This is a genomic window from Paenibacillus sp. 05T425, from assembly GCF_056396205.1.
In genome coordinates, this window is sequence record NZ_JBFTLA010000016.1 from 1 (window position 1) to 22,439 (window position 22,439).

Consider the following 22,439-nt stretch of genomic DNA (forward strand, 5'->3'; position numbering starts at 1 on the left):
TCACTTCGTGATCCCCGTCCTGCTTCATACTCCTTCAGAATGGCTAATTTCTCTTCCCCGCAGTACTCATTTATTTGAGACATGAAAAAACTCCCCTTGATAAACAGGTTTTTATTATTTCACCTGTCTACCTAAAGGGGAGCATATCACCCGAGGCGGTTGGCCTTATCGTATGAATGAAGCTATCCCTTGAGCGAGCCTGCAAGCGCGCCGGATATGAAGTAGCGCTGCAAAAACACGAACAAAACGATCATCGGCAATGCCGTGGTTACGACACCGGCCAGCAGCACCGGATAATCGGTAATATATTCGCCGCGGAATTGGAGCATCGCAAGCGGAAGCGTCAGCTTATCCTTGCCGTTAAGCAGCAGCATCGGGAACAGGAGATCATTCCATACAATGACGAATAGGAATGCAGCCGTCGCTGCAAGATATGGGGCGCTAAGCGGGAGCGCGATACGCGCAAGCAGCGTCCATTCCCCTGCGCCATCGATCTCGCCGGCCTCCAATATTTCCTTAGGCAGCGTCTTCATGAAGCCCGTCAGCATGAACACCGATAGCGGCAGCAAAACGGATACCGACACGATAACGAGCCCCGTAAGCGAATTGCTCCACCCTAGCTTATGGACGAAAGAGTAGATCGGGATCATATTGACCTGCGACGGCACCATAAGACCGACAGCGAATAAGCCGAATACGACTGCTCCGACTCTTTTTCCCGAGCGCATAATGCCGTACCCGATGAAACCTGCAAGCATCAGCTCCAGCGCTACGGTACTTAACGTAACGGCGATGCTGTTGCGGAAGTATCCCCACATCGGCTGTCCGTCGAACAACGATTTGTAATTATGGAACGACAGCGACTTTGGCAATCCCAGCGGACTTGCATAGAACTGAGGCGTCGTCTTAAGCGACGTGAACAATACGATAAGCAGCGGAGCGATAATCGCGGCCGCGAACAGGAGCAGCAGCAATCTTCCTAACCATTTGAACGCCAAACCATACCACCTGCCTGCCTACTAGTAAGATACACGATCCGTCCGCAGCGCGCGGAACTGAAGAAACGTAATGAGCGAAATCAGAATGAGAAAATATACGGACGCCGTCGACGCCTTGCCGAACGTATAGTTCATGAATGCCGAATTGTAAATATAGGTCGACAATATTTCGGTTGAATACGCCGGGCCGCCGCCGGTCATCGTGAAGACGAGATCAAACGCCTTGAACGATTGAATCGTCGTGTACGATACGACGATCGCTGCTGCCGGAGCAAGCAACGGCCAGATGACACGCCAGAACAGCTGCAGCTTCGTCGCTCCGTCAAGCTTCGCGGATTCCACAAGCTCTTCGGGGATTGCCTGCAGGCCGGCAACGAACAGAATAACCATCTGTCCGATATGCGCCCACGCTTGCACCGCAGCGATCGAGAAGATCGCAATGCCTGCGTCGCCGAGCCAGTTCTGCGTCCAGGAGGACAGGCCGACGGCCTCAAGCGCATTGTTGAGCATGCCGAGCGACGGATCGTAGACGAATGTCCAAATAAAACCGACAGACACCGACGACAATATCGTTGGCACAAAATAAAGCGATCGCAGCGCGACGTTCACCTTCGTCTGCTTCGACAGCTGAAGCGCCAGCAGCAGCGAAACGACCGTCTGCAGCACGACGACGGCGGCCATGAACTTAATGTTATTCACGATCGACTTGTGAAAAATAATATCCTTGGCCACGTTGCCGTAATTATCCGCGCCGATAAACTGATAGGACGGCGATAAGCCGTCCCAATCGGTCAAGGAATAATAGAAGCCCGTTACCGTCGGATAAAGGAAGAGCGCCAAATATAGCGCCACGCCAGGCAAGAAGAACGGTAACAGCTTCAGATTCTTCTTCATGTCCTTACTTGCCTATCTGCTGATCGACGATCGTTTGTGCATCCGCCGCAGCTTTCGCCGGATCCGTTCCCCCAAGCACCGCTTGAATGGAGCTCGTAACCGCTTTTTGAACTTCCGCGTTTTTGATCGTGAAGCGCGGCTGGAAGCGCGTATTCTTCGACGTCCACTCCGCGACTGCTTTTAATTCATCGCTTGTATATTCTACGTCTTTAATCGTTACGTTCTGACCCGTGCCGTTCGCATATTCGCCCGCAATGTCTTGGCGGCTAAGGAACTCGATGAATGTCTTCGCTTCTTCCGGATGCTTCGACTTGCTGTTCACCGCCAGCATGAACGTCGTCGTATGAATGCCTTCGAACACGGCTTGGTCAGCCGGTACCGTAATCGGTGCGAGCAGGCCTTGTTGAAGCTCCGGATTGTTTTTCTTATTGCCTACAAGCTGGTAAGAGCCCGTTGCCAAAATAGCTGCTTTCTCTTGTACGAACAGCGCACCTGCAGCGTCGCCCTTCGTTCCGAGCGCGTCCTTCTGGAAGTAGCCTTTATCGTTCAGCTCCTTGAACTGAGTCAGCGTCTTCACCCACCACTCGTCGGTCAGCTTCGCTTCGCCAGCTTCGAGCTTCTCGAAGATCGCCTCGTCCGGCGCGTTGTTCATGACCATCGGGTTCATGAACTGGCCTGGTCCGATATCCGCGCCCGGGAATGCAATCGGCACGATGCCTTCTTGCTTCAGCTTCTCGGCTGCCGCAAGGAAGCCATCCCAATCCTTCGGCACTTCGATGCCGTATTTCTCAAACAGCTTCACGTTATAGATAGGAATGTTATACACGAGCTGGTAAGGCAGCGCCAGCTGCTTGCCATCCTTCTGTCCGGCTTTAATGAGTGTATCCGTAAAGTTGGCTACGAACGGGGCGCCGCTCAGATCGGTGAATAGCCCCGCCTTCGCGATCGCTTCGAATTGCGCGCCAGGGAACGATGCGAACACATCGCCTACCGAGCCGTCAAGCAGCTTGGCTTGCGCCGTCGATTGATATTGATCGGACGGGAATACTTGCGTCTCTACCTTGATGTTCGTATGCTCGGCTTCAAACTTCTTAATAATCTCGTCGAGCACCGCCGCATCCTCTCCGCGCCAGTGAATGAAGCTGATCGTGACCGGCTTGCCGCCTTCGGCTTCGCCTCCCGGAGCAGCCGCAGTTTCACCCGGTTTATTGCCTGTATTCGTATTATTAGAGCCGCAAGCTGCAAGCACCGTGCTTAGTACGAGCATAAGCGCCAATAATGCCAATTGCGGTTTCTTAATCTGAATTTGTCTCATATCCATTCCTCCGATAAATTAAGTATGGATGCCTCTAGCGGCCAGCTTCTGCTTCACAAGAGGCAACAATAGCTCGCCCGATATACGGGCTTCTTCCAAATGCGGGTAACCCGACAAAATAAACGACGTTACGCCAGCCTCGACGAATTCGATCAAGCGATCGGATACTTGCTCCGGCGTGCCAACGAATGTGACGGCGCCGCCCCCGCGAATAGCGGACAAGCCCGACCACAGATTCGGTCCAATGACATAATTCTGCTCCTTCGAGCCGCTGAACAGGTCCATCTGACGTTTTTGATTCAGCGCATCCGTCTTCGAGTGCAGCTTTTCCTTCGATTTCAACTGCTCGGGATCGGCTTTGCTAAGAATGTTCCAAGCGGCTGCCCAAGCTTCTTCTTCGGTCTCCCGTACGACTACCTGCGCCCTAATGCCGTAGCGCAGCTTGCGGTCGATGCCCTTCTTCTCCTTGAGCTCAGCCAAGTAGGTCTCCATCTCGGCAATTTGGCCTTCGATCCAATCGAGCGGCTCGGTCCACATCAAGTACACATCGGCCGTCTCGGCGGCTACGCGCTTGCCCGCTTCCGAGCTGCCTCCGAAGTAAAGCGGTGGATGCGGCTGCTGGAGCGGCACCGGCTTGCTTACGCCGCCTTCCACTTCGTAATGCTGGCCGGCGTAATTGAAGCCTTCCGCTCCGGATTCCGGCTGCTGCCATACGCCCTTAACGACTTCAAGAAACTCCTTCGTCCGTTCATACCGCTCATCATGGCTTCCATGAAGCGGATCCCCCGTTGCCTTTAGATCAGCCGGGTAATGACCGGTCACGACATTAATGAGCGCTCTTCCTCCCGACATCCGATCCAGCGTGGAGGCCATCCGCGCAGCCAGTACCGGCGTAATCAGTCCCGGTCTCATCGCGATAAGCGGCTTCAGCTTCTTTGTTGCGGATGCGACCCAAGATCCAACGATCCATCCATCCCAACATTCGCCGCCGGCCGGTATTAACGCGAACTCATAACCCGCTTCCTCGGCAGCCTGTGCGACCTCTACGAAATATTGCTGCGACGGCTCTCTCTCCGGCTTAACGCCGATGTATCGTCCATCTCCGTTCGTTGGAATGAACCAGCCGAATTCTACTTGTGCCCCTGTCTGATTACTCATTGCTGTTGTCCCCTTTACGCTTCGTTATCGTGAAGTAAAGAATGGTATCTCATATGAAATAGATTGCAACCACAAACGCTTGCGATGCGATTATCGTTGAACCGCCAGTTGTCCGGAAGATAACCAACAAACCTTATCGGATTAATTTGTTACCTGAATAATATCAATCAAGCTGATGCGGGTCAATGTCAATTTGTATGTTGAATCGTTTGTCATTTTGTGGTTTCATTGATTTTAAATGCAGGTGTAAAAGGAGCGGTTGCCATGTTCGAGCAGATGAGAGAGGATAACCACGAGCTGTTGGAAATTCATTATTTCACGCCATCGTCCTTCGAGAAAGCAGGCGCGGCTTGGCCTATCCGACTCGGCGCGAATATGGCCAAACCGAACTATCATATCGGCCCCCGTATATCGCCCTATTATTATTTAATCGCCGTAATTGAAGGAGAAGGCACCTTCCATCAAGGCGGCCAGACGTATGCGCTGCGTCCGAACGATATTTATTGCTTGTTCCCGCAGGTGACGCATGAATATTACACCTCCGAGCAGGCGCTGCTGCGCAAGGCGTTCTTCGCCTTCGACGGCAAGCATGCGCTTCAACTGCTGGAGCGAATCGGGCTAACGCCATACAGCCCGCATATGCGGGGCGGACTTACAAGCGAAGCGCTTCAAGCCATGGAGGGCTTCTTCGAGCTCGTCACCAATAAAGAACGGCCGCACTCCGATCTCGCTCGGCTATCTGTATTCCATCGTATCTTCGATGTGTTAACCGTTCCGCCGAGCGGTCCGAAAGCTCATGCAGCATCCTCCGGCACCTGGCTGCAGCAAGCGAAGGATTACATCGAGATTCACTATGCTGACGGCATCTCAATCGAGAGCGTAGCCGATTACATCGGCATTGAGCGTACTCACTTGTCCAAGTCGTTTCATCGCGCTTTCGGCCAGTCGCCAATGAAATATGTGCAGCAGCTGCGAATGAACGAGGCGGTGCTGCTGATGAAGCAGACCGACTATAAGCTGTCCGAAATTGCGCTTTCCGTCGGCTATCCCGACTTGTTCTCGTTCTCCAAAGCATTCAAGAAGCAGATGGGCATCGCTCCGGCTATTTATCGAAAAGGGGAACAATAAATTAACGTATTTTCCGTTATTTTTACATCAGAGCGACAAAAAGCCCTCATCATACGATCATGATGAGGGCTGCTTGATCTATTTCTGAGGAATCGTATACGAAGTAGTAAGGGCCTCCCAACCGCCGCCGTAGTAAGCTTTTACGGCTTGACGAGAGAAAGTAATGACGTTTCCTTGGCGATGAAGCAGAGTAAGCTGGTCACCTGGGTAATCCGCCTCTAAAGGCCCCCAACCCTCCAACAACTGCTGCTCCTTCTCGGAATATAATTGTTTGTACAAGTAGACGAATTCCTTGGTGGACAACTGAATACCCATTAACATTCTCGTATCATGCGTACGAATAAGCAAATAATCGTCGTAAACTGCTTCAACGGTAAAGACGGTATTAAGGCCCGTTATTTCCGCTAGATCATAGCTGCTGACAGCCTTACCATCGGGCTGTACGAGCTTCAGAACCGCTTGGTCAAGCATGACCGCGTTTCCGTTAACGGTGCTAATGCTTTTTTCATTGTCGACATTATGTCTATACAGAACGCTCGATCTTGCAACAATAGCGCCGTCCTTAATGATTGCGCTTGTAATCTGATCGTTAATATGGGGCTCTCCGTAATTATCTTTTATGGTAACCAGCAAGCTTTCTCCCAGCTTCTCCGCTTGAAGGGACACCGTTCCCCAGCTGCCCTTCAGCTCCTGAACGACATTTTTGATCGCCACCGGCGTTTTAAAGTTATCCGAATAATACAGGGTTTTGCTGTCTGTATCCAGCCACACGGCTGTATGGCCAACAACCGCGGTATGGAGACTCTGCTCATACCCGATTTCGACCGTACTGCTTTTCGCGTTCCACTTGATGTCGGCATTCATAAGCGCGGCAAAGAAGCGCAGCGGCATATAGGTAACGCCATTAATCGTTGTCGGCGGAACGTCGAAATTTGCTTGCTTTCCGTTCAGAACGTACGTTTTTGATCCCAAAATAAATGCAACGGTCGAATCGGGATGCACGATTGTAATTTGTCGGCTTGTGCCATTCCAGTTTACTTGAGCTCCAAACTGCGTGGATAAATCACGAATCGGAATAAGCACTCTCCCATTTCTCATGACCGGAGCATGGCTTAAAGTCAATTGACTCCCATTCCAAGATACTGTAATCGGTGCGGAGATGGATTTCGCTGAATCTGCATATGTAGTGGTATTGGCATAGGCTTGCGATCCCGGGTAACCGCTGATGATCAAACATCCCATTAAAATCGCAGCTCCGATATGGCGCTTCATCATAGAAATAGTCCACTTCCTTTCGTATTCTTGATGACATGACTTAGGGCAGCAGCGGCTATGTTGGATATCTGCATTAACTTTTGCTCCTTTAGGGCCATTCGGACTGTATGTTGGATATCTGCATTAACTTTCCTTGGATAAGCCTCATACAAGTCAATCAAGAGAGTAGTTGATGCAAATATCCATTATAGCAACCAATAGACTCTCCTAGGCACTCTCTATCCTGCAGAAATCCAACATAGCAGTCTCTGTCCGCTAACTCCTTCACGTCATCTACATAGACGATTTGTTTTTGGAATAGTTTCCAAAATAAACAGAAAAAAGCGACAGTCAAAGACGAGATTTACTCGTCCTTGCTGTCGCTTTTTCATTTATAGTATTATGTAAATTTTATTTATGCTGCATCGTTTTTCGGTGCCTTAAGGTGACCACAACCGAACAAGCGGCAATAATGCCGGCTAGAACGATAGCGGTGATGGCGACGGCGGTGTGCGCCTGCTGCTGCTTGACGAAGATGGCGACGGCGGTGTGCGCCTGCTGCTGCTTGACGAAGATGGCGACGAATGCCCAGACGAAGACGAGCATGAAGACCGGATCGCGCCTAGTCGCACCAACCCATATAGCTAATACGAAAGCGACGGACAGCATGATGATCGCCCACGTTTCCTCGGATAAGCCGAAACCCTGCCATTCGGCGGCGTACAGGGCGCATGCGATATTGACGATGGTTGCCACGCTGATCCAGCCTAAGTAGAGACTGAAGGGCAGCCTCACCAGCCAGCGATCGGAGCTTGTTGCAGCCGTCCGCACACCGGACGAGTTGATTCTCAAATAAATGGCGATAAGCGATAACAAGAGCGCGAGCATAATGAATACGCTGCTGTTCACATATTCATAATGCCAAGCCAGCAGCCAAGCAACGTTGAATAGACATCTAAGGATGAAATAGATGCCGACCGCCTGAACGGCTTTGCTCTCCCTTCCCTTCTTGGTAAAGGAATAGACCACAAAAGCGATCAGCAGCGCATAAATGACAAGCCATATGCCGAATGCGTAACCGGCTGGTGTAATCAATACCGGATACTGCGCGGAAAGTTCGCCCGTCGTTTTGCCGCCAAGCGGCAGTCGATCTGCCAACACATTCATGACAATAACCAAGACTAGCGCAGCCGCATTTAGAACCCTCATCCCATCAACCCTCTCGGTGAGTCGTTATGATTGATACATACCCATCTTGTCCGGTATTTATTCATAGGGGCCTTGTCTTTTGACAGCTACTCGATTCGTGCCGCCCACAATCCGCCGTTCAGAATAAGCTTGCGGTACATGTCCACCTTAAAGGCCGATAACTGATGTCCAGGCATCAAGTAGACGATTCGGCCAAGTCCGTATTCATGCGCCCATGCCGCAGGCCATCTCTCTCCTTCATGCTCGTATTCGGCCAATATCGTCGTCCGCTGAAGCGGATTGAACGCGAACCGATACGGCTCGTCATCGACCGTGAAGGCATCGATCCCTTGCATGATCGGGTGATCAGGCGCGCTGATCCCGATCGGCAGCGCCGTAAATGGGGGATGACCCGTGAACGCAGCCCCCAACATACTCGCCAGCTCATAGTTTCTCTGCAGCGATATGCCGTTATGAATAGCAAGCAAACCGCCTCCGCTTGCCACATACGATAGCAGCGCCGCAACCTGATCGGCTGGCAGCGGCTTCTCCCTCATAAATTCCGTGTAAGAGATGAATAGCCTGTGCGAAGACAGCTCCTCCGTATTCAATCGTTCGTATTGATCCGTACTCTCCACCTGCAAACGGCCCTCGAAGATGGACTCGAGTTCCTTATCGATATCGTTAAACGGATGGTACCTCGCATCCGTATAGTGACCTAGCGCAAGCGCCTTATATCGGCGTTGTTTCATTACCCTTCATCCTCTCCGCGGGACAGCCCCGTACCGCTTTAGAGCGACACGGGGCTATCCCTTTCTAATTTATAAGCACAGTATAAAAAATTTTATACTTTCTTATATTTTTAAAAAGATAAAATACGTCCATTGTAACCGCGAAGCACAAGCTGCTCCTCGTCCACCTGCTGATCAAAGAAATAGTCAACGGCACGCTCGCCCGCTTCCGCAATCGTCAGCTCCCCACGGTCGGATAGCTGACCGCCCATATAAGACTTGATCCAGCCCGGGTGATACAGCCGGAACCGATAGCCGTCCGGCCGCAGACGGTTGAACAGGATTTTGACGTACATATTGAGCGCGGCCTTGGACATGCAGTAGGAATAGAAGTCCGTCCTGCTGCTCTCCGTTACGCTGCCCGCCTCGGAGGAGATGAACATCAGCCGTTTCCCGCTCCCCTTCTCCAGCATGTCGTGGAAGGCTTCCGTCACTCGAATCGCGCCGATCGCGTTGATGTTGTACACCGCCAGCATCGTCTCGTAGTTCTGCTTGAGCGGTTCATCATCCGAGCTTCGCCCGTTGACCCCCGCGTTGTTGATGATGGCATCGAGCCGATCCGTTGTTTGCGTGATCCGTCGCTTGGACTCGTCAACGCTCTCTTGGCTGCCAATGTCCAGCGAAATAAGATGCAAGGTTTCAGGATACTTCTGCTTAAGCTGCTCTAGCTCATTCCATTCGTTCAAATACTGTCCGGCGTATACCGTATGCCCGCTCCTCAACAGCCCTTCCGTCATGCCGAAGCCGAGGCCCCGGTCCGCGCCGGTAATGAGAATGTTCATGTTTGTCGTTCATCCTTTCTATAGGAGCATCATAATGACGCTTGGAAAAATGCAGATAACCGCGACAAGCCTAACCGTATGCATAACGACGACCGGCGTCGTATCGCAGCCGAGATCCTTTGCGATCATCGACATCTCTTGAATGCCGCCCGGCGTAATCGCCAGCACGCTAGTCGTAATGTCCAGCGAAGTCAGCTTGAACATCGCATAGCCTAAAATAACCGTGAACAATATAAGCGCCGCCGTCATGATCAGAATCGGAATAATCAAATGCCTAACTGCGACTAAGCTTTCCTTCGTCATGTTCGAGCCAATCAGGGCGCCGACCCCGGCTTGAAGGAAAAATCCGAATTTCTTCGGCACGTAACCCCGTCCCGTTCGGACATTGAACATGCCGCTGAATAATACGCCTCCGACCATGCCGCCAGCCGGCACCTTCAAGAGGATGAACAGCAGACCGCCGAACAAGCTGGAAAGCATCGTTAGCGCGAAGTTTCCGGTTTGCTCTTTGGCGGCAGGCGACCAACGCCAACGCCGCTTCGGCGCTTCCGAGGCCGCGCTTATCTCCCGGGCTGCTGCTCCCAGCGCGCTGTCCCGCTCTTGCCCGTGTCTCGGTCTCGGCTTCCGTTCAAACTTTCTGGCCAACAACTTGAACACGGGCGGATACAGCAAATAGATGCTGAATAACCGGAAAATCTGCAGAATGGAGACGGTCGTCGTATCGCCGTTCATCTCCTCGATAATCAGCGCCATATCCGATACGCCGCCCGGCGCGGCCGCATACATTGCCGTCGTCAGATCGAGATGGCTGAGCTTGAAGAGCGAGTAGCCCAGAACGATATTGATGACGATCAGACCGAGTATAAGCAGTAGTGCCGGCTTGACTAGCCTCTTTAAGTTGAACAAGTCGGATCTGCTGATCGCATGGCCTAGAAGTGCCCCTCCTGCCATTTGCAGGATAGGTCTTGCCAAACCCGGGACTGCTGCCGCTCCCGTCAGAACGTGAAAGGCGGATACGCCGATCATGCCGCCGACCAAAGCGCCTGCCGGGATTTTTAACCGCTTGGCCAGCCAGCCCGTTGCAATCGCGATTGAAAAAGTAATGATCATTTGAAGCGAGCTGCTCATGTCGTCAATTCTGTATTCCTCCCGCCCGCGATGAACCGCTTTCATTTAATGAAATCACTTGCATCGGAAACCGCTTATCATACGCATGCAGATGAAGCGGCTCGACAATCGGCCTCTCGTCCAGCAGCAGCCGATAACCGATTTCTCCCGAGCTGCAGGATGGCCAGTATGGCAGCGCCGGATGATTCGGGTTGCCCTTCATCACGAAAGCCATCCAGGCTTCGTTCATCCATTCATCCATGTAAGCATGCTCGGGATCATAACCGTCCTCGCGCTCCGCCGTGCTGACTCCGAACAGATAAGGCATTTCCGAGGAATGGTTCGGCAAGCCGCGGCCTTCGAAATCCCAGCGGTAGCACCACACCTCGCAGCCGCTCTCCGCAAGCAGCTGCGTAAGCGAGATGCTCGCATTGCCGTACACATACTGCGTTTGCAGCTTGCCGAAGGCGATGCTCGGATGAGCTTGATGGGCGAACTGCTTATACTTTTCGAGAAGCCCTTCGCCGTGGTTGCCGTAGGTGTAGAAAAGCTTGTCGGGTACGTCTGCCTCGTCGAATGCAGGATCTGCCTCTGCCGGCGTCAGCTCCTCTCGGGCATAGCCGATAAGCACCGGCGTAGAGCCCAGCTTGCCCGAGCCGATGTAGCTTTCGGGCGTTTCATGGTACACATGCCCATCGATGACCGGGCCGAACAGATGGGCTGACGAGAACTGCGCGTACGCTTCAACCTGTGCAGCCAGCAGCTCTTCGGCTTTCAGACGCTGCAGCCTTTCCTCCGCAGCGTCTGCGTCCTTCCGCCCCTCTATGCCAAGCGGCCGCAATACGCGGTTCGCCAGTTCCATTGCCGTTGCGCGGTCTCGAATGCACTGCACGCCCCCGCTCTGGATAATGGCCCTGCTGTAAAGGCCCCGCGCTAGCGGTGTGACCATCAGATTCGCGACCGACTTGCCCCCTGCCGACTGCCCCATCAGAATGATGTTGTCCGGGTCGCCGCCGAACGAAGCGATGTTGTCCCTCACCCATCGCAGCGCGAACAGCTGATCAAGCAAGCCGCAATTGCCGGACTGGGCGTACCGTTCACCAAGAATATCGCCCAAATAGAGATAACCGAATGCGCCCAGTCGATAATTAGGCGACACCATGACGGCATCCTTGCTCCTAATAAGCCGGTGCCCGGCGTAAAATGCGTCGGAATTCGAGCCCTCCACATGGCCTCCCCCATGAATGAAGAAGATGACGGGCCGCTTGCTGCCGTCTGCCGCCGGCGTCCATATATTCAGGTTCAAGCAGTCCTCCGAATAGGAGAAGCCTTCCTCTTGCGTCTGCTGCATAGCACGGTTGCCGTATTTCGTTGCATCCTTAACACCGTCCCATGCTTCCGGCGCTTGAGGCGGTTGGAAGCGCAAGCTTCCGACCGGAGCCCTCGCATACGAGACCCCTTTGAACGAAAGCATGCCGTTATCGAGGTGTCCTCGTATCTTGCCGTAACGCGTCTCCACAATCACACGCTCACCCCCTTCATGCCGCACGCTTTGCCTTGCTTGAGACCAAGTATAGTCTTGACCGTTCTAAACGTCTAATACATAATCATTCATATCAAACATAGCCTGAAGGTTATGAATCTGTTAGGAGGATCGTTATGGAATTGTTGCAATTACGGTATTTCTGCAAGGTTGCCCAGTGCGGCAGCATTACGCGCGCGGCCGATGAATGCCATGTTTCGCAGCCCTCGATCAGCAAGACAATTGCCTTGCTGGAGAAGGAGGTCGGCGTGCTGCTATTCGACCGGATAGGCCGATCGATTCAATTGAACCAGCACGGAGCGAAGTTCTACAAGCATGCCATCGCGATCGTTAACCATGTTGACGATTCGCTGCTGGAGCTGAAGGATGCTACCGAGGAGCCTAGCGGGAAAGTAAGGCTGCTTATCCTTGCGGCATCCAACCTGATGCCCGATCTGTTCATCAACTTTTATAAAATTTACCCGAAAATCAATCTGCAACTGGTGCGCAGGGACAAGGACGAATCGCTTCTGTCGAACGACTGGGATCTGTGCATATCGGCTACGCCGTCGCATTATCCGGAGCTGAACAATACGCTCTTGCTCAAAGAAGATCTGGTGCTCGCGGTTCATGCCGACCACCCGCTGGCCAAGCGAAAAAGCATCCATCTCGGCGAGGCTGCCGAATACAATTTCATCAGCTATACGAAAGGCGCGAGCATACGGACGCTCTCCGACAGCCTCTGCCACTTCTCCGGCTTTCAACCGAATATCGTGTTCGAGAGCGACAGCGTGCAGACGGTGAAGGTCATGCTGCAGGCTAAAGTCGGCATCGCGTTGATTCCTTCCATCACGCAGCGGTCCATTCTGAGCCCCAGTATCGTCCCCGTCACGATCGAGAAGCCGGAAAGCCACCGCGATATTAACCTATCTTGGAGAGGCAACCGCTATATGTCTAACGCGACGAAAACGTTCAAGGACTTTACGATCGAGCTGTTTAAGACCATTAACGATCAACGCCAGTAAAAGAACAAAATCACCTAACAGGAAATTATCGTACTGGCCGACGGTTAATTATCCGCCGGGTACATGGCTCATTAGGTACATTTCGTCGAACTAATCTTAGTTGCCATACGGTTGCGAGCTCGATAGTTGCCTTTCATCGAACTAATTCGGCCGATTCGCCACCCATTCACCAAACTAGCCCGTTTAGTTGCCTGATATCGAACTAAACAGGTGGCTCGCTTGGTATAAGACTAATTAGTTGCCTAGAATGACACTATTGCGGATTAGCTGACTTTTGGAGCGTACCGCCTCATGCCGTGTAGGAGCTTACCTCCCATTTCGAGCTCCATAATTTCCTAAACAACGAAGAATAACCCCGCAAAGCGCTTAATCAACGCTTTGCGGGGTTATTCATTTACCATCGTTCACCGGCGGCTCGTTACACCTATTCCGTTGCAGTTTCTGCAACGGAACGGCCCATTTCCCCCTCATTCGCACACCGTCTCCACCAGCTCGTACATCGCGTTGCGCACCTCAAACCGCTCCTTTTATCCCGAATGCTCGTTATAATGGCAGTATACACTTATTTCCGCGCGGCATGTAATAGTCACCTCGCGCTTTGGTTGATTTTGTGGAAACAATAAGATAGACTCGTTGAACGGCGGTATACGGCCATTTAGCAAATAATGAGCATATCCTGATATTTCAAATATCATTCATCCATCATTAATTATCATTAATAGCAAGGTTAGGAGCGTGGCTTCATTGAGCAAAGAGCAAGACTGGGCTAGCGAGCAGCAGAGAGTCGACGAGATTACGTCCATCATCGAAGAGCGAATCGCCAAAATCGAGGAGGAAGTCGGCTTCGTGCGCAAAGACGTCGTAGAAATGCGGCGCGAGTTCTGGGATGAGGTCACGATGAACTTTATGGAAGAGGTTGACCTTGGGGAAACGTCCATTAGTATGCGGCAGCAATCCGAGGTATTGTTCGAGAGGGAGCATCGGCACAAAAATACGGCAGTAGAAATTAAGAAGCTTCGCAAGCTGCTGCAGTCGCCATATTTCGGCCGAATCGACTTCGCCGAGCACGGAAGCGAGCCGGAGCGTATCTACTTGGGCATTGCGTCCCTGCTTGATAAGGACGACAACGAATTTCTAATCTACGATTGGCGTGCGCCGATCTCGAATCTATATTACGACAGCACACCCGGTCCTGCTTCCTATCGCAGCTTAAACAGCGAGATCGAAGGCGAGCTTACTCTCAAAAGACAGTTCGGCATTCGCGACGGCAAAATCCGGTTCATGTTCGATACGGGCATAACGATCGGCGACGAATTGCTGCAAGCCGTTCTGAGCCGCAGCGCAGATAGCCAGATGAAGAGCATCGTCGGGACGATTCAGAAGGAGCAGAACCGCATTATTCGCGATGACCGCAGTCAGCTTCTCATCGTTCAAGGAGCCGCGGGCAGCGGCAAGACGTCGGCTGCCCTTCAGCGCGTTGCTTATTTGCTCTACAAATATCGCGGGCAGATCAGCGCCGATCAAGTCGTTTTATTTTCGCCGAACCCGATGTTCAATAGTTATGTGTCCACCGTATTGCCGGAGCTCGGCGAGGAGAATATGGTGCAGGCAACATTCCAGGAATACTTGGAGCGCCGGCTCGGGCACGAGTTCAAACTGGAGGATCCGTTCGAGCAGCTCGAATACGTGCTCTCGTCGGCAGCCGAGCCGGGTTACGATGCCCGCATGGAAGGCATTCAATTCAAGTCTTCCGATCAATTCATGCAATTAATTACTTCCTATAAGGAATTGCTGCTGCATGAAGGAATGATCTTCAAATCCATCCCTTTCCGCGGCAAAGCGGTCATTACCGCAAGTCAATTGAAAGGAAAATTCTATAGCTACGACGGATCGATCACGCTGGCGAACCGTCTCGCTCTGCTGCGCGACTGGGTGCTCAAGGCTGTTGCCAAGCATGGCAAGGAGCAGTATGGAGAGTTATGGGTCGAGGAGCAAATCGAATTGCTCGATCAGGATCAGTATCAGCAGGCGTATGAACGGTATCTAGCCCTGACGGGCGGCGACGAGGATCCATCATCATCGGATAATACGATGAGCGAACGGGACATTATGGCCCGCATGGTCGTGAGCAGCAAGCTGAAGCCGCTTCGCAAGTGGGTTAAGGCGCTTCGTTTCGTCGATACGACGAGCCTCTACTGCGAGCTGTTCCGCAATAATTCACTTGCGAGCCGCTTAGTTGGCGATGTGTCATTGCCGCCTCGCTGGCATGAATTAAGCAGCCAAACGATTAATCGCATTAAAGAGGGCGAGCTGGCTTATGAGGATTCCACGCCTTACTTGTACTTGCGCGAGCTCATGCTCGGCTTCCACTCGAACAACGGCATCCGGTACGTATTCATCGATGAAGCGCAAGATTACTCGCCGTTCCAGCTCGCCTTCCTGCGGCGGTTATTCCCGCGGGCGAAGATGACGGCGCTGGGCGACTTCAATCAAGCGATCTACGCCCACTCCTCCGCCTTGCAGGATGCAGGACCGCTTTATGCGCTGTACGGACCCGAGCAGACGGAGCTGATCTCGCTCACCCGCAGCTATCGCTCGACGCAGGAGATCGTTCAGTTCACGCGCGGCATGGTGCCGGGCGGCGAACATATTGTGCCATTCAACCGCAGCGGCGAGAAACCTGCCGTCACGCTCGTGAAGGAACGTTCGATTCTGCACGAGTCGCTGGCTGCCGATGTTCATAAGTTAATCGACCAAGGGTATGAATCCGTCGCGATCATATGCAAGACGGCCAAGGAAAGCGAGGCAGCCTTTAAGGTGCTTAAAGATTTGCTGCCTGTTGCGCCAAGGCTCATTAAGAAGACGACGCCGAACTTCGAGAAAGGCGTGCATATTATTCCCGCTTACTTGGCGAAGGGCGTGGAATTCGACGCCGTCCTCATTTATAACGGTTCGAAGAAACAGTACTCCCGCGAGAGCGAACGCAAGCTGTTCTATACGGCATGCACGCGCGCGATGCACCTGCTCCATATTTACGCCATCAGCGAGCTGACGCCATTCGCCGCTTCGCAGCCGGACGACACTTACGTCCGAGTCGAGGTGCGGGAAGAGGCTGCAGCCGCCGGCAATCCAGGCTTGGTATAACAGGCATGAACAAAAAAGGCCMTTGGACCGCGATTCGCGCTCCAAGAGCCTTTCTTGTTGTCTGGTTTACTGGACTAGCTGACTATAGAGCATTCTTCCAACAAACTAGCTATTACTTTTACCCATTTTGCCGATTTTGTGTAAGTACCGACTCACAAATCCTCCAAAAATTCAATTCTGCGTCGGTACTACCCCGTGCAACAGAATCAATGATACTGCTGACACGGTGCTTCATAACTAATTCTAATAAGTATAGCGTCCCCTTCCATTCGCCTTCAACATGCTCTCGAAAGCGTAGACAGCAGCAGAAGCCACTTCAATATCTTGGGCGCTCGTGCCCCCGCTGACGCCGATCCCCCCGACAATTCTCCCTTCGCCGATCAAAGGAATCCCCCCGCCGAGAATCACGAGTCTACCTTCGTTGGTTGTATTAATCCCAAACGTAGGACCGCCTGGGAGAGCGGATTGCGCTAGATTAGCTGTCGGCATCTGCATCGCCACACTCGTCCAAGCCTTGTTCTGTGAAATATTAATACCCGCGATTCTTGCATTGTCCATACGGTGAAACATGATCAGATTCGCGCCTTCATCGACGATTGCAATATCACAGTTAAGCCCCATTTGCCGCCCTTTTTGCTCCGCGACCTCAGTCAATCGCTTTGCAATATCCAATGTCATTCTGACCATATCACACAACTCCTTGTTATGAAGCTCAGCACGATGCAACATGCACCGTCATTCTAACTGCATGATATGGTCATTCCCCCAGAAAGGTGAGCGTCATTTGCTCCATAAAATCTCTGATCCGGCATGATTCTTTGAATCAAGCGTAAACGGCTATCGCCGTCCTCTATAGTGTGGTTTTATCGTACGGCTATCCTATATTCTACTCCACAAATACAAACGTACCGAAATGCTTTGATAAATGGAAGTGGATCGCGCCTGTCGGCGACCATGCCCAGAAGTGGCGGTTGCCTTGCTTATCATCGTCGATCCGGTACATGTTACAGCGCCACTCCGCGCCAACGGCCGGCATATAGTCGAAATTCGACAACGGGATATACAGCTCGCATGCCCAAGCTCCATCATCCCCGGATACAACGGTTGTACGCAATCCGTCCGCATCCCACTGCTTGTTGACATCGATATTMCCTTCACCGTCATTACCGATCATCGCGTCATACACGACGTTGTTAGGGCTGACGACAAATTCCCTGTACAGCTGGCCTTGGGTGGTATCATCGAGAAAGATCTCTACAACATCCTCTTGATACAGAGGCGCATCCCTCTCCGTCATCGTCGATACAACATGGTCGTCCTCGCAATCGAAACGAACCATGATCGCTTCCTGCGACCAGCACGCCTTAACCGTCGTGCGCAGTCTCGCTTGTTCCCCATCCACCACTTGCACAAGGGAAACGGCCTCCAGCTCGGTCCATTGCACCGATTCAATCGTTCCCTCTACCTTCCTGCAGTTATATCGCATCGTCCTGCTCCCTTCGGCGGTATCATCATAATATGCCTAATTATACCATCATTCAGGTTTCCCTTTTCGTAAAAATTCACTTATTACATAGAGTCATAGACTTATAAACAAGCCATCCTTCATCTGCGGAATAGTGTATAGCATTACGAGCATAGGGGAGTGAAGTCTTATCAGAACGTACAAAGCTTGTCTACTAGGAAGAAACGAGGTGCCGCCGGTTCGGACGAATGCAACGGGAACCGCTTTTTTCCGTCTCAACAGAGCGGGTACCGAGCTCAGATTCCAGCTAGTCGTCCGCAATATCGCCAAAGTCACGGCAGCTCACATTCATCTTGGTCAAAAAGGTGTGAACGGACCCGTTGTTGCCTTCCTGTTCGGACCGAATAAGTTCGGCATTTCCGTCAGACGCGGCGTCGTTCGCGGCGTTCTTACGGCTGCGGATTTAGTCGGACCCTTGTCCGGACAAACAATTGCTGACTTGATTACCGAGTTTAATGCCGGCAACGCTTATGTGAATGTGCACACGATCCAGAATCCGAACGGAGAAATACGCGGTCAGGTCAAAAAAGTGTAGTTTTTCGCTATACAAACATGAACAACAAAAAAAAAGACGAGCCCAGCGGCTCGCCAGGCTGTCGAGACTTTCTCGACAGTCTGAGGCACATCCCCTCAAGGATGTGCCTTTTTGTTGCATTCATCACGTTAATAAACCTGCAATAATGCAAATATGTAATTAAATATAATTAAGTGATAGGTTATGCAGTAATTCTCTTTCCTTCACTGTCTTTAAATTGTTGTACAATTATCATGATGAGATCAATAAGCAGCCAAATACCAAAGCCGCCAATCGTAATAATTTGCAAAATAGCCGTACCTATCTTGCCCACGTAAAAACGGTGAATAGAAAAATACCCCAGAAATATACAAAACAATAACGTAGCAACAAAGGATTTAGAACTCTTTTCCACACTTCATCCTCCTAAATATGATATATTACACCATTAATCATTATCGTCGTGAAATGAATATTTTGTCAATGATTTCTTTATCCACTAGATTCTAAACATCTAGAACGCGAAAAAGCACCCTGAAGGGCGCTCTCCGCAACTACCTATCTATATCCATCCAACTCCACTGCTCCGTCTCCAGCCTTAAGCCTCACATAAACCGTCGTACCCAAACCTAGCTGAGACGTTATAGACAATCCGTAATCATCTCCCGCATACAGCTTAATACGTTCGTTGACGTTGAACAATCCGTAGGAGCTTCCGCTGCCTAGGCTATTCTCGCTTTGCGGCTCAGCCGGTTCGGTGAGAAGATGTCGCGCCCGTTCCTCTTCCATGCCAATTCCGTTATCGGATACCGTGAAGAGGAGATCGCCGTTATCCTCCTTCGCGGAAATTACGATTGTGCCCCGCTTCCCCTTCGCCTTGCGAATGCCATGAAGCAGCGCGTTCTCAACGATCGGCTGCAGAATCAGCTTCGGCATTTGATGCTCTTCCACTCCTGGCCCCAGTTCCAGCTTGAATTCGAACGTATCCGGGAATCGGCTTTGCTGAATTTCCAGATACACCTCCGCAAGACGCAGCTCATCTTCCACGCTGACGATGTTTTTGCCTTTATTGAGACTTAACCGGAAATATTTCGCCAAGCTGTCGATCATCCCGCTAATATCGGTTGCGCCCTTGCCGATCGCGATCCAATTGATCGTATCGAGCGTATTGTACAAGAAGTGCGGGTTAATCTGAGCTTGAAGCGCCTGAAGCTGCGCCTCCCGCTCATGGATCTGAGCTTTGTACTTCTCTTCGACAAGCGTTCGCACGCGAAGAATGAGATGGTCGACGCTTCGCTCGAGCATATGGAAATCGCCGTTAACAGGCGACAGCTCGTTCAGGCTCTCCGACCCCTCCTTGCGAATAACGGTAATGACATGATTCACCCGGCGATTCATCCCGCGCACGATAATAGCGAGCAGCACGAATGGCAGAATAAGAAACAGCGCGACGTATTCAAGAAGCGACGTCCACTCCGAACGCTGCGTCAGCTTCAGCGCTTGAGGCGACAGCTGGGATTCGGTACCCTGCGCAACCAGCTTCCAGCCGGTTGGGTTCAGCGTCGTGAACATAACGTCATTGGCTTCCCCATCGAGCTTCAGCGTGCTGCTGCCCTGGTCTCCTTGCTTTAATACGCCCTCGATGGCAGCATCAATCGAAGTCCCGATCTTCTCCCGATCAGGATGATAGACGATAGATCCTGCCTCATCCACGAGATATACTTGCGTACCCGGCGCAAATTGCAGCGCCGATAATATATTCGACACCAAGCTTTCCTTCACATCGATCATGAGCACGCCTGACACGTTGTCATAGTGATCCGGATCCCTCAGCATACGGGCAGAGGAGAAGATGCGGGCGTTGCCCGCTTCTAAGTACGTTTCCTCGTACGCCCCTGTCCACACGATGCCGCCGTTGCCTTCGATAATGCCGTCATACCAAGGCCGCTCCTTCAAGCTGTCCAACGTAAAAAAATTGATTCGCTCGCCAGCATACAGCTTCGACTTGTTCACGAACAAGCGCACATGGAATACGTCGGAATTGGACTGCACGGTATCGACCAAATACCTTAAATCCTTGATCACCTGCATCTGAATGCCGATCGAGGCATCATCCGTTCTCGCGGAAAGGTAAGAATGGAGATTCGTATTCATGAAAGCGGCATTGCTAATATCCTCGATATGCTCCAGCCGATAAGCGAGATTGCTGCCCGCTTGCTTCAGCGCCTGCTGGGTTGTCCGCACGATTTCACTCTTCAGAATGGCAGCAGAACGCTCGTAATAGCCGTACAGGAAGACGGCGGCCGGAACGACGATCAGAAGCAGATAAGCAATAAGCCAAGGGCGGGGAATCGAAAGGCGGTGAGCAAAACGCCGGATCGATCCCGTCGTTTCACTCCCGCCGCTTTCCCTTTTGACAGACCTGCGGTTTCTATACATAGTTGTCCCTATACACGCTCGGCGTCACCCCAGTCGCCTTCTTGAACAGCTTTGTGAAATAGCTCGGGTCGGTATAGCCGATCGCATGGCATATATCATAAGATTTATATTGCGGATCACGAAGCAGCTCTTTCGCCTTGTCGATGCGCACCTGCGTCAAATACTCGCCAACCGTCTGCCCCGTCTCTTGTTTAAATAACAGACTTACATAAGTCGGCGTTAGAAACACCGCCTTGCCGATATCGGCCGCGGTCAAGTCGCCGTTCGCATAGTTCTGCTCGATGACGGCTCGCACCCGCTCCACTAGATTCGCTACCTTGCCCGTCCGCTTCTCGCCAATCCGCTCGCATGCCGCGAGCAAATAAGCTTCAAGCAGCTGGCACATCTCGCCCAGCGTTTCCTTATCGGATAACGCTTTCCATAAGGATGCCTCCGCCTGCTCCAGCTCCGGTGACTGTACGCTCAGCTCCATGAGCAGCTGCCCCACGGTAAGGACTAGCTGCTGGCAGACGTTGAGTCCATATTTCAGCCCATCCCGCCGGTTACGGCTCAGGTCACTGAAAATAAGACCTAGCACCTCGCGCAGCCGCTCGCCTTCAGCCGCTTTCAAAGCCGATACGAGCTGCTCGTTATGAACGAGATCGTATTTATTGATACCGCCCGTATCTGTCACCGAGCTCTCTAAGCTATCCATCGTAATGATGCGGTTTTTGCCCAAATACCATTTATGATCGGCTGCTTCGCGCGCTTGCTTGTACGCGGAATTTAGGTCGGACAGAGCCGATACGCGGTCGCTAATGCCAATCGTAACGCCAATCTTCAAGTAACGCTCCAGATTGCCGCGAATATCGCCGGCAAGCGCGAACAATGCCTCCGACGCGTCCGAAGCAAGCTCCCCCTCCGCACGCAGGATGCCAACGAACTCGCCGCCACGATGCTCGATCACATACCCGCCAACGTACGTATCGATCAGTTCCTGACATATATTCAGAACCCCATACCAAAGCAATTGGCGATCCCGTTCGGTGCGGCTGCCCATTACGTCCGCAAGGTCGTCAACGGAGATAACAATGACCCAATAACAAGCCCTTACGGGTAACCGCAAGCCAAGAAATTCGATCCGCTCGCCAAGCTCCGCATGCGGGATGCCATTCCCGATCAGCGACAGCAAAAACTTCTCGCGCAGCAGTGGCATGCCCTCTTTCAGCTTCTCGAGCAGCTCCTGCTTATGAAGCTGCTCCGCCCGCTCGGCATCCAGCTCGGCTACTACCCGCTCAATGACCGCGCTAAGCTCCTGCAGATTAACCGGCTTAAAAATATAATCAACGGCGCTAACCTTCATCGCCGACTTCAAATAATCGGCATCGTCGTGGCCGCTCACAAAGATGATTTTGCATGCCGGATACCGCTCCGCAATTTGCCGCGACAGCGTGATGCCGTCCATATTCGGCATCCGAACATCCGTCAGGATCAGATCGGGCTGCTCCCTCCCGATCATCTCCAGCGCGACATCCCCGTCATCTGCCTCTCCCATTACTTCGATCCCGTAGGACGTCCAGTTGAAATAGGAGCGTAAGCCCGTTCTGACCGTCGGTTCGTCGTCAACGATTAGCAATTTATACATCGCTCTGTCCTCCTTCCCCCATCATTCGCAC

The 22,439-nt window shown here is 52.1% G+C and carries 19 protein-coding genes; 4 read left to right on the top strand and 15 right to left on the bottom strand.

The window, feature by feature from the left end:
- Positions 1-182: 182 nt before the first annotated feature.
- From AC1DF0_RS27180 to AC1DF0_RS27195, 4 genes are read right to left on the bottom strand one after another with little or no spacing between them, the layout of a single operon-like run.
- Entirely contained in the window at positions 183-998 is an 816-nt protein-coding gene (locus tag AC1DF0_RS27180) for a carbohydrate ABC transporter permease (RefSeq protein WP_442052652.1), read from the bottom strand.
- Between the two features lie 21 nt (positions 999-1,019).
- Positions 1,020-1,892: a carbohydrate ABC transporter permease gene (locus AC1DF0_RS27185; RefSeq protein ID WP_477576436.1), complete on the bottom strand. Its 873-nt coding sequence runs from the start codon at positions 1,890-1,892 to the stop codon at positions 1,020-1,022.
- A gap of 4 nt (positions 1,893-1,896) precedes the next feature.
- Complete coding sequence (locus AC1DF0_RS27190) at positions 1,897-3,207, bottom strand: ABC transporter substrate-binding protein (RefSeq protein WP_477576438.1); 1,311 nt, start codon at positions 3,205-3,207, stop codon at positions 1,897-1,899.
- Positions 3,208-3,225: 18 nt separating this feature from the next.
- Positions 3,226-4,365 carry an LLM class flavin-dependent oxidoreductase gene (locus AC1DF0_RS27195; RefSeq protein WP_442052655.1) on the bottom strand — a complete coding sequence of 380 codons (1,140 nt, stop codon included), beginning with the start codon at positions 4,363-4,365 and terminating at the stop codon, positions 3,226-3,228.
- Positions 4,366-4,629: 264 nt separating this feature from the next.
- Here AC1DF0_RS27195 and AC1DF0_RS27200 point away from each other — a divergent pair, with 264 nt between their 5' ends.
- On the top strand, positions 4,630-5,493 hold the full coding sequence (locus AC1DF0_RS27200) for a helix-turn-helix transcriptional regulator (RefSeq protein WP_477576439.1): 864 nt from the start codon (positions 4,630-4,632) through the stop codon (positions 5,491-5,493).
- Between the two features lie 78 nt (positions 5,494-5,571).
- Here AC1DF0_RS27200 and AC1DF0_RS27205 read toward each other — a convergent pair whose 3' ends face one another.
- The 6 genes from AC1DF0_RS27205 to AC1DF0_RS27230 form a co-directional block, all read right to left on the bottom strand.
- Positions 5,572-6,768, bottom strand: a complete 1,197-nt coding sequence (locus AC1DF0_RS27205; RefSeq protein WP_477576441.1) for a copper amine oxidase N-terminal domain-containing protein — start codon at positions 6,766-6,768, stop codon at positions 5,572-5,574.
- 390 nt (positions 6,769-7,158) lie between these two features.
- The gene (locus tag AC1DF0_RS27210) at positions 7,159-7,956 is read right to left on the bottom strand and encodes a tryptophan-rich sensory protein (protein ID WP_477576443.1); all 798 of its coding nucleotides are present in this window, start codon (positions 7,954-7,956) and stop codon (positions 7,159-7,161) included.
- A gap of 86 nt (positions 7,957-8,042) precedes the next feature.
- Entirely contained in the window at positions 8,043-8,687 is a 645-nt protein-coding gene (locus tag AC1DF0_RS27215) for a ThuA domain-containing protein (RefSeq protein ID WP_477576445.1), read from the bottom strand.
- 110 nt (positions 8,688-8,797) lie between these two features.
- Positions 8,798-9,508, bottom strand: coding sequence for an SDR family NAD(P)-dependent oxidoreductase (locus AC1DF0_RS27220; protein WP_477576447.1), 711 nt, complete (start codon positions 9,506-9,508; stop codon positions 8,798-8,800).
- An 18-nt stretch (positions 9,509-9,526) separates the two neighbouring features.
- Positions 9,527-10,681 (bottom strand): AbrB family transcriptional regulator, encoded by a 1,155-nt coding sequence (locus tag AC1DF0_RS27225; RefSeq protein WP_477576449.1) that lies wholly within the window; start codon positions 10,679-10,681, stop codon positions 9,527-9,529.
- Positions 10,641-12,140, bottom strand: coding sequence for a carboxylesterase/lipase family protein (locus tag AC1DF0_RS27230; protein ID WP_477576451.1), 1,500 nt, complete (start codon positions 12,138-12,140; stop codon positions 10,641-10,643). Before AC1DF0_RS27230 ends, AC1DF0_RS27225 begins: the two co-directional genes overlap by 41 nt.
- Before the next feature lie 134 nt (positions 12,141-12,274).
- On the opposite strand from AC1DF0_RS27230, the gene AC1DF0_RS27235 reads away from it, so the two are divergent.
- Both AC1DF0_RS27235 and helD read left to right on the top strand, forming a co-directional pair.
- A complete protein-coding gene (locus tag AC1DF0_RS27235) occupies positions 12,275-13,162 on the top strand; it encodes a LysR family transcriptional regulator (protein ID WP_477576453.1) in 888 nt (295 codons plus the stop codon).
- A 744-nt stretch (positions 13,163-13,906) separates the two neighbouring features.
- A complete protein-coding gene (gene helD, locus AC1DF0_RS27240; RefSeq protein WP_477576455.1) occupies positions 13,907-16,306 on the top strand; it encodes an RNA polymerase recycling motor HelD in 2,400 nt (799 codons plus the stop codon).
- Between the two features lie 243 nt (positions 16,307-16,549).
- Here the strand turns inward: helD and AC1DF0_RS27245 are convergent, their stop codons facing one another.
- Both AC1DF0_RS27245 and AC1DF0_RS27250 read right to left on the bottom strand, forming a co-directional pair.
- Positions 16,550-16,993 (bottom strand): GlcG/HbpS family heme-binding protein, encoded by a 444-nt coding sequence (locus AC1DF0_RS27245; RefSeq protein WP_442053129.1) that lies wholly within the window; start codon positions 16,991-16,993, stop codon positions 16,550-16,552.
- Positions 16,994-17,192: 199 nt separating this feature from the next.
- Complete coding sequence (locus AC1DF0_RS27250; RefSeq protein WP_477576458.1) at positions 17,193-17,792, bottom strand: carbohydrate-binding family 9-like protein; 600 nt, start codon at positions 17,790-17,792, stop codon at positions 17,193-17,195.
- 169 nt (positions 17,793-17,961) lie between these two features.
- On the opposite strand from AC1DF0_RS27250, the gene AC1DF0_RS27255 reads away from it, so the two are divergent.
- Positions 17,962-18,366, top strand: coding sequence for a CHRD domain-containing protein (locus AC1DF0_RS27255; RefSeq protein WP_442053138.1), 405 nt, complete (start codon positions 17,962-17,964; stop codon positions 18,364-18,366).
- A 181-nt stretch (positions 18,367-18,547) separates the two neighbouring features.
- On the opposite strand, the gene AC1DF0_RS27260 is transcribed toward AC1DF0_RS27255, so the two are convergent.
- The 3 genes from AC1DF0_RS27260 to AC1DF0_RS27270 form a co-directional block, all read right to left on the bottom strand.
- A complete protein-coding gene (locus AC1DF0_RS27260) occupies positions 18,548-18,760 on the bottom strand; it encodes a TM2 domain-containing protein (RefSeq protein ID WP_442053131.1) in 213 nt (70 codons plus the stop codon).
- Positions 18,761-18,903: 143 nt separating this feature from the next.
- Positions 18,904-20,784, bottom strand: coding sequence for a cache domain-containing sensor histidine kinase (locus AC1DF0_RS27265; protein WP_477576460.1), 1,881 nt, complete (start codon positions 20,782-20,784; stop codon positions 18,904-18,906).
- A complete protein-coding gene (locus AC1DF0_RS27270; RefSeq protein WP_477576462.1) occupies positions 20,777-22,408 on the bottom strand; it encodes a response regulator in 1,632 nt (543 codons plus the stop codon). Before AC1DF0_RS27270 ends, AC1DF0_RS27265 begins: the two co-directional genes overlap by 8 nt.
- Positions 22,409-22,439: the final 31 nt, after the last annotated feature.

Coding starts and splice junctions, on each gene's coding strand:
- AC1DF0_RS27185 (WP_477576436.1), bottom strand. CDS start 1,892: ATGAAGAAGAATCTGAAGCTGTTACCGTTCTTCTTGCCTGGCGTGGCG.
- AC1DF0_RS27190 (WP_477576438.1), bottom strand. CDS start 3,207: ATGAGACAAATTCAGATTAAGAAACCGCAATTGGCATTATTGGCGCTT.
- AC1DF0_RS27195 (WP_442052655.1), bottom strand. CDS start 4,365: ATGAGTAATCAGACAGGGGCACAAGTAGAATTCGGCTGGTTCATTCCA.
- AC1DF0_RS27200 (WP_477576439.1), top strand. CDS start 4,630: ATGTTCGAGCAGATGAGAGAGGATAACCACGAGCTGTTGGAAATTCAT.
- AC1DF0_RS27205 (WP_477576441.1), bottom strand. CDS start 6,768: ATGATGAAGCGCCATATCGGAGCTGCGATTTTAATGGGATGTTTGATC.
- AC1DF0_RS27210 (WP_477576443.1), bottom strand. CDS start 7,956: ATGAGGGTTCTAAATGCGGCTGCGCTAGTCTTGGTTATTGTCATGAAT.
- AC1DF0_RS27215 (WP_477576445.1), bottom strand. CDS start 8,687: ATGAAACAACGCCGATATAAGGCGCTTGCGCTAGGTCACTATACGGAT.
- AC1DF0_RS27220 (WP_477576447.1), bottom strand. CDS start 9,508: ATGAACATTCTCATTACCGGCGCGGACCGGGGCCTCGGCTTCGGCATG.
- AC1DF0_RS27225 (WP_477576449.1), bottom strand. CDS start 10,681: ATGAAAGCGGTTCATCGCGGGCGGGAGGAATACAGAATTGACGACATG.
- AC1DF0_RS27235 (WP_477576453.1), top strand. CDS start 12,275: ATGGAATTGTTGCAATTACGGTATTTCTGCAAGGTTGCCCAGTGCGGC.
- AC1DF0_RS27245 (WP_442053129.1), bottom strand. CDS start 16,993: ATGGTCAGAATGACATTGGATATTGCAAAGCGATTGACTGAGGTCGCG.
- AC1DF0_RS27265 (WP_477576460.1), bottom strand. CDS start 20,784: ATGTATAGAAACCGCAGGTCTGTCAAAAGGGAAAGCGGCGGGAGTGAA.
- AC1DF0_RS27270 (WP_477576462.1), bottom strand. CDS start 22,408: ATGTATAAATTGCTAATCGTTGACGACGAACCGACGGTCAGAACGGGC.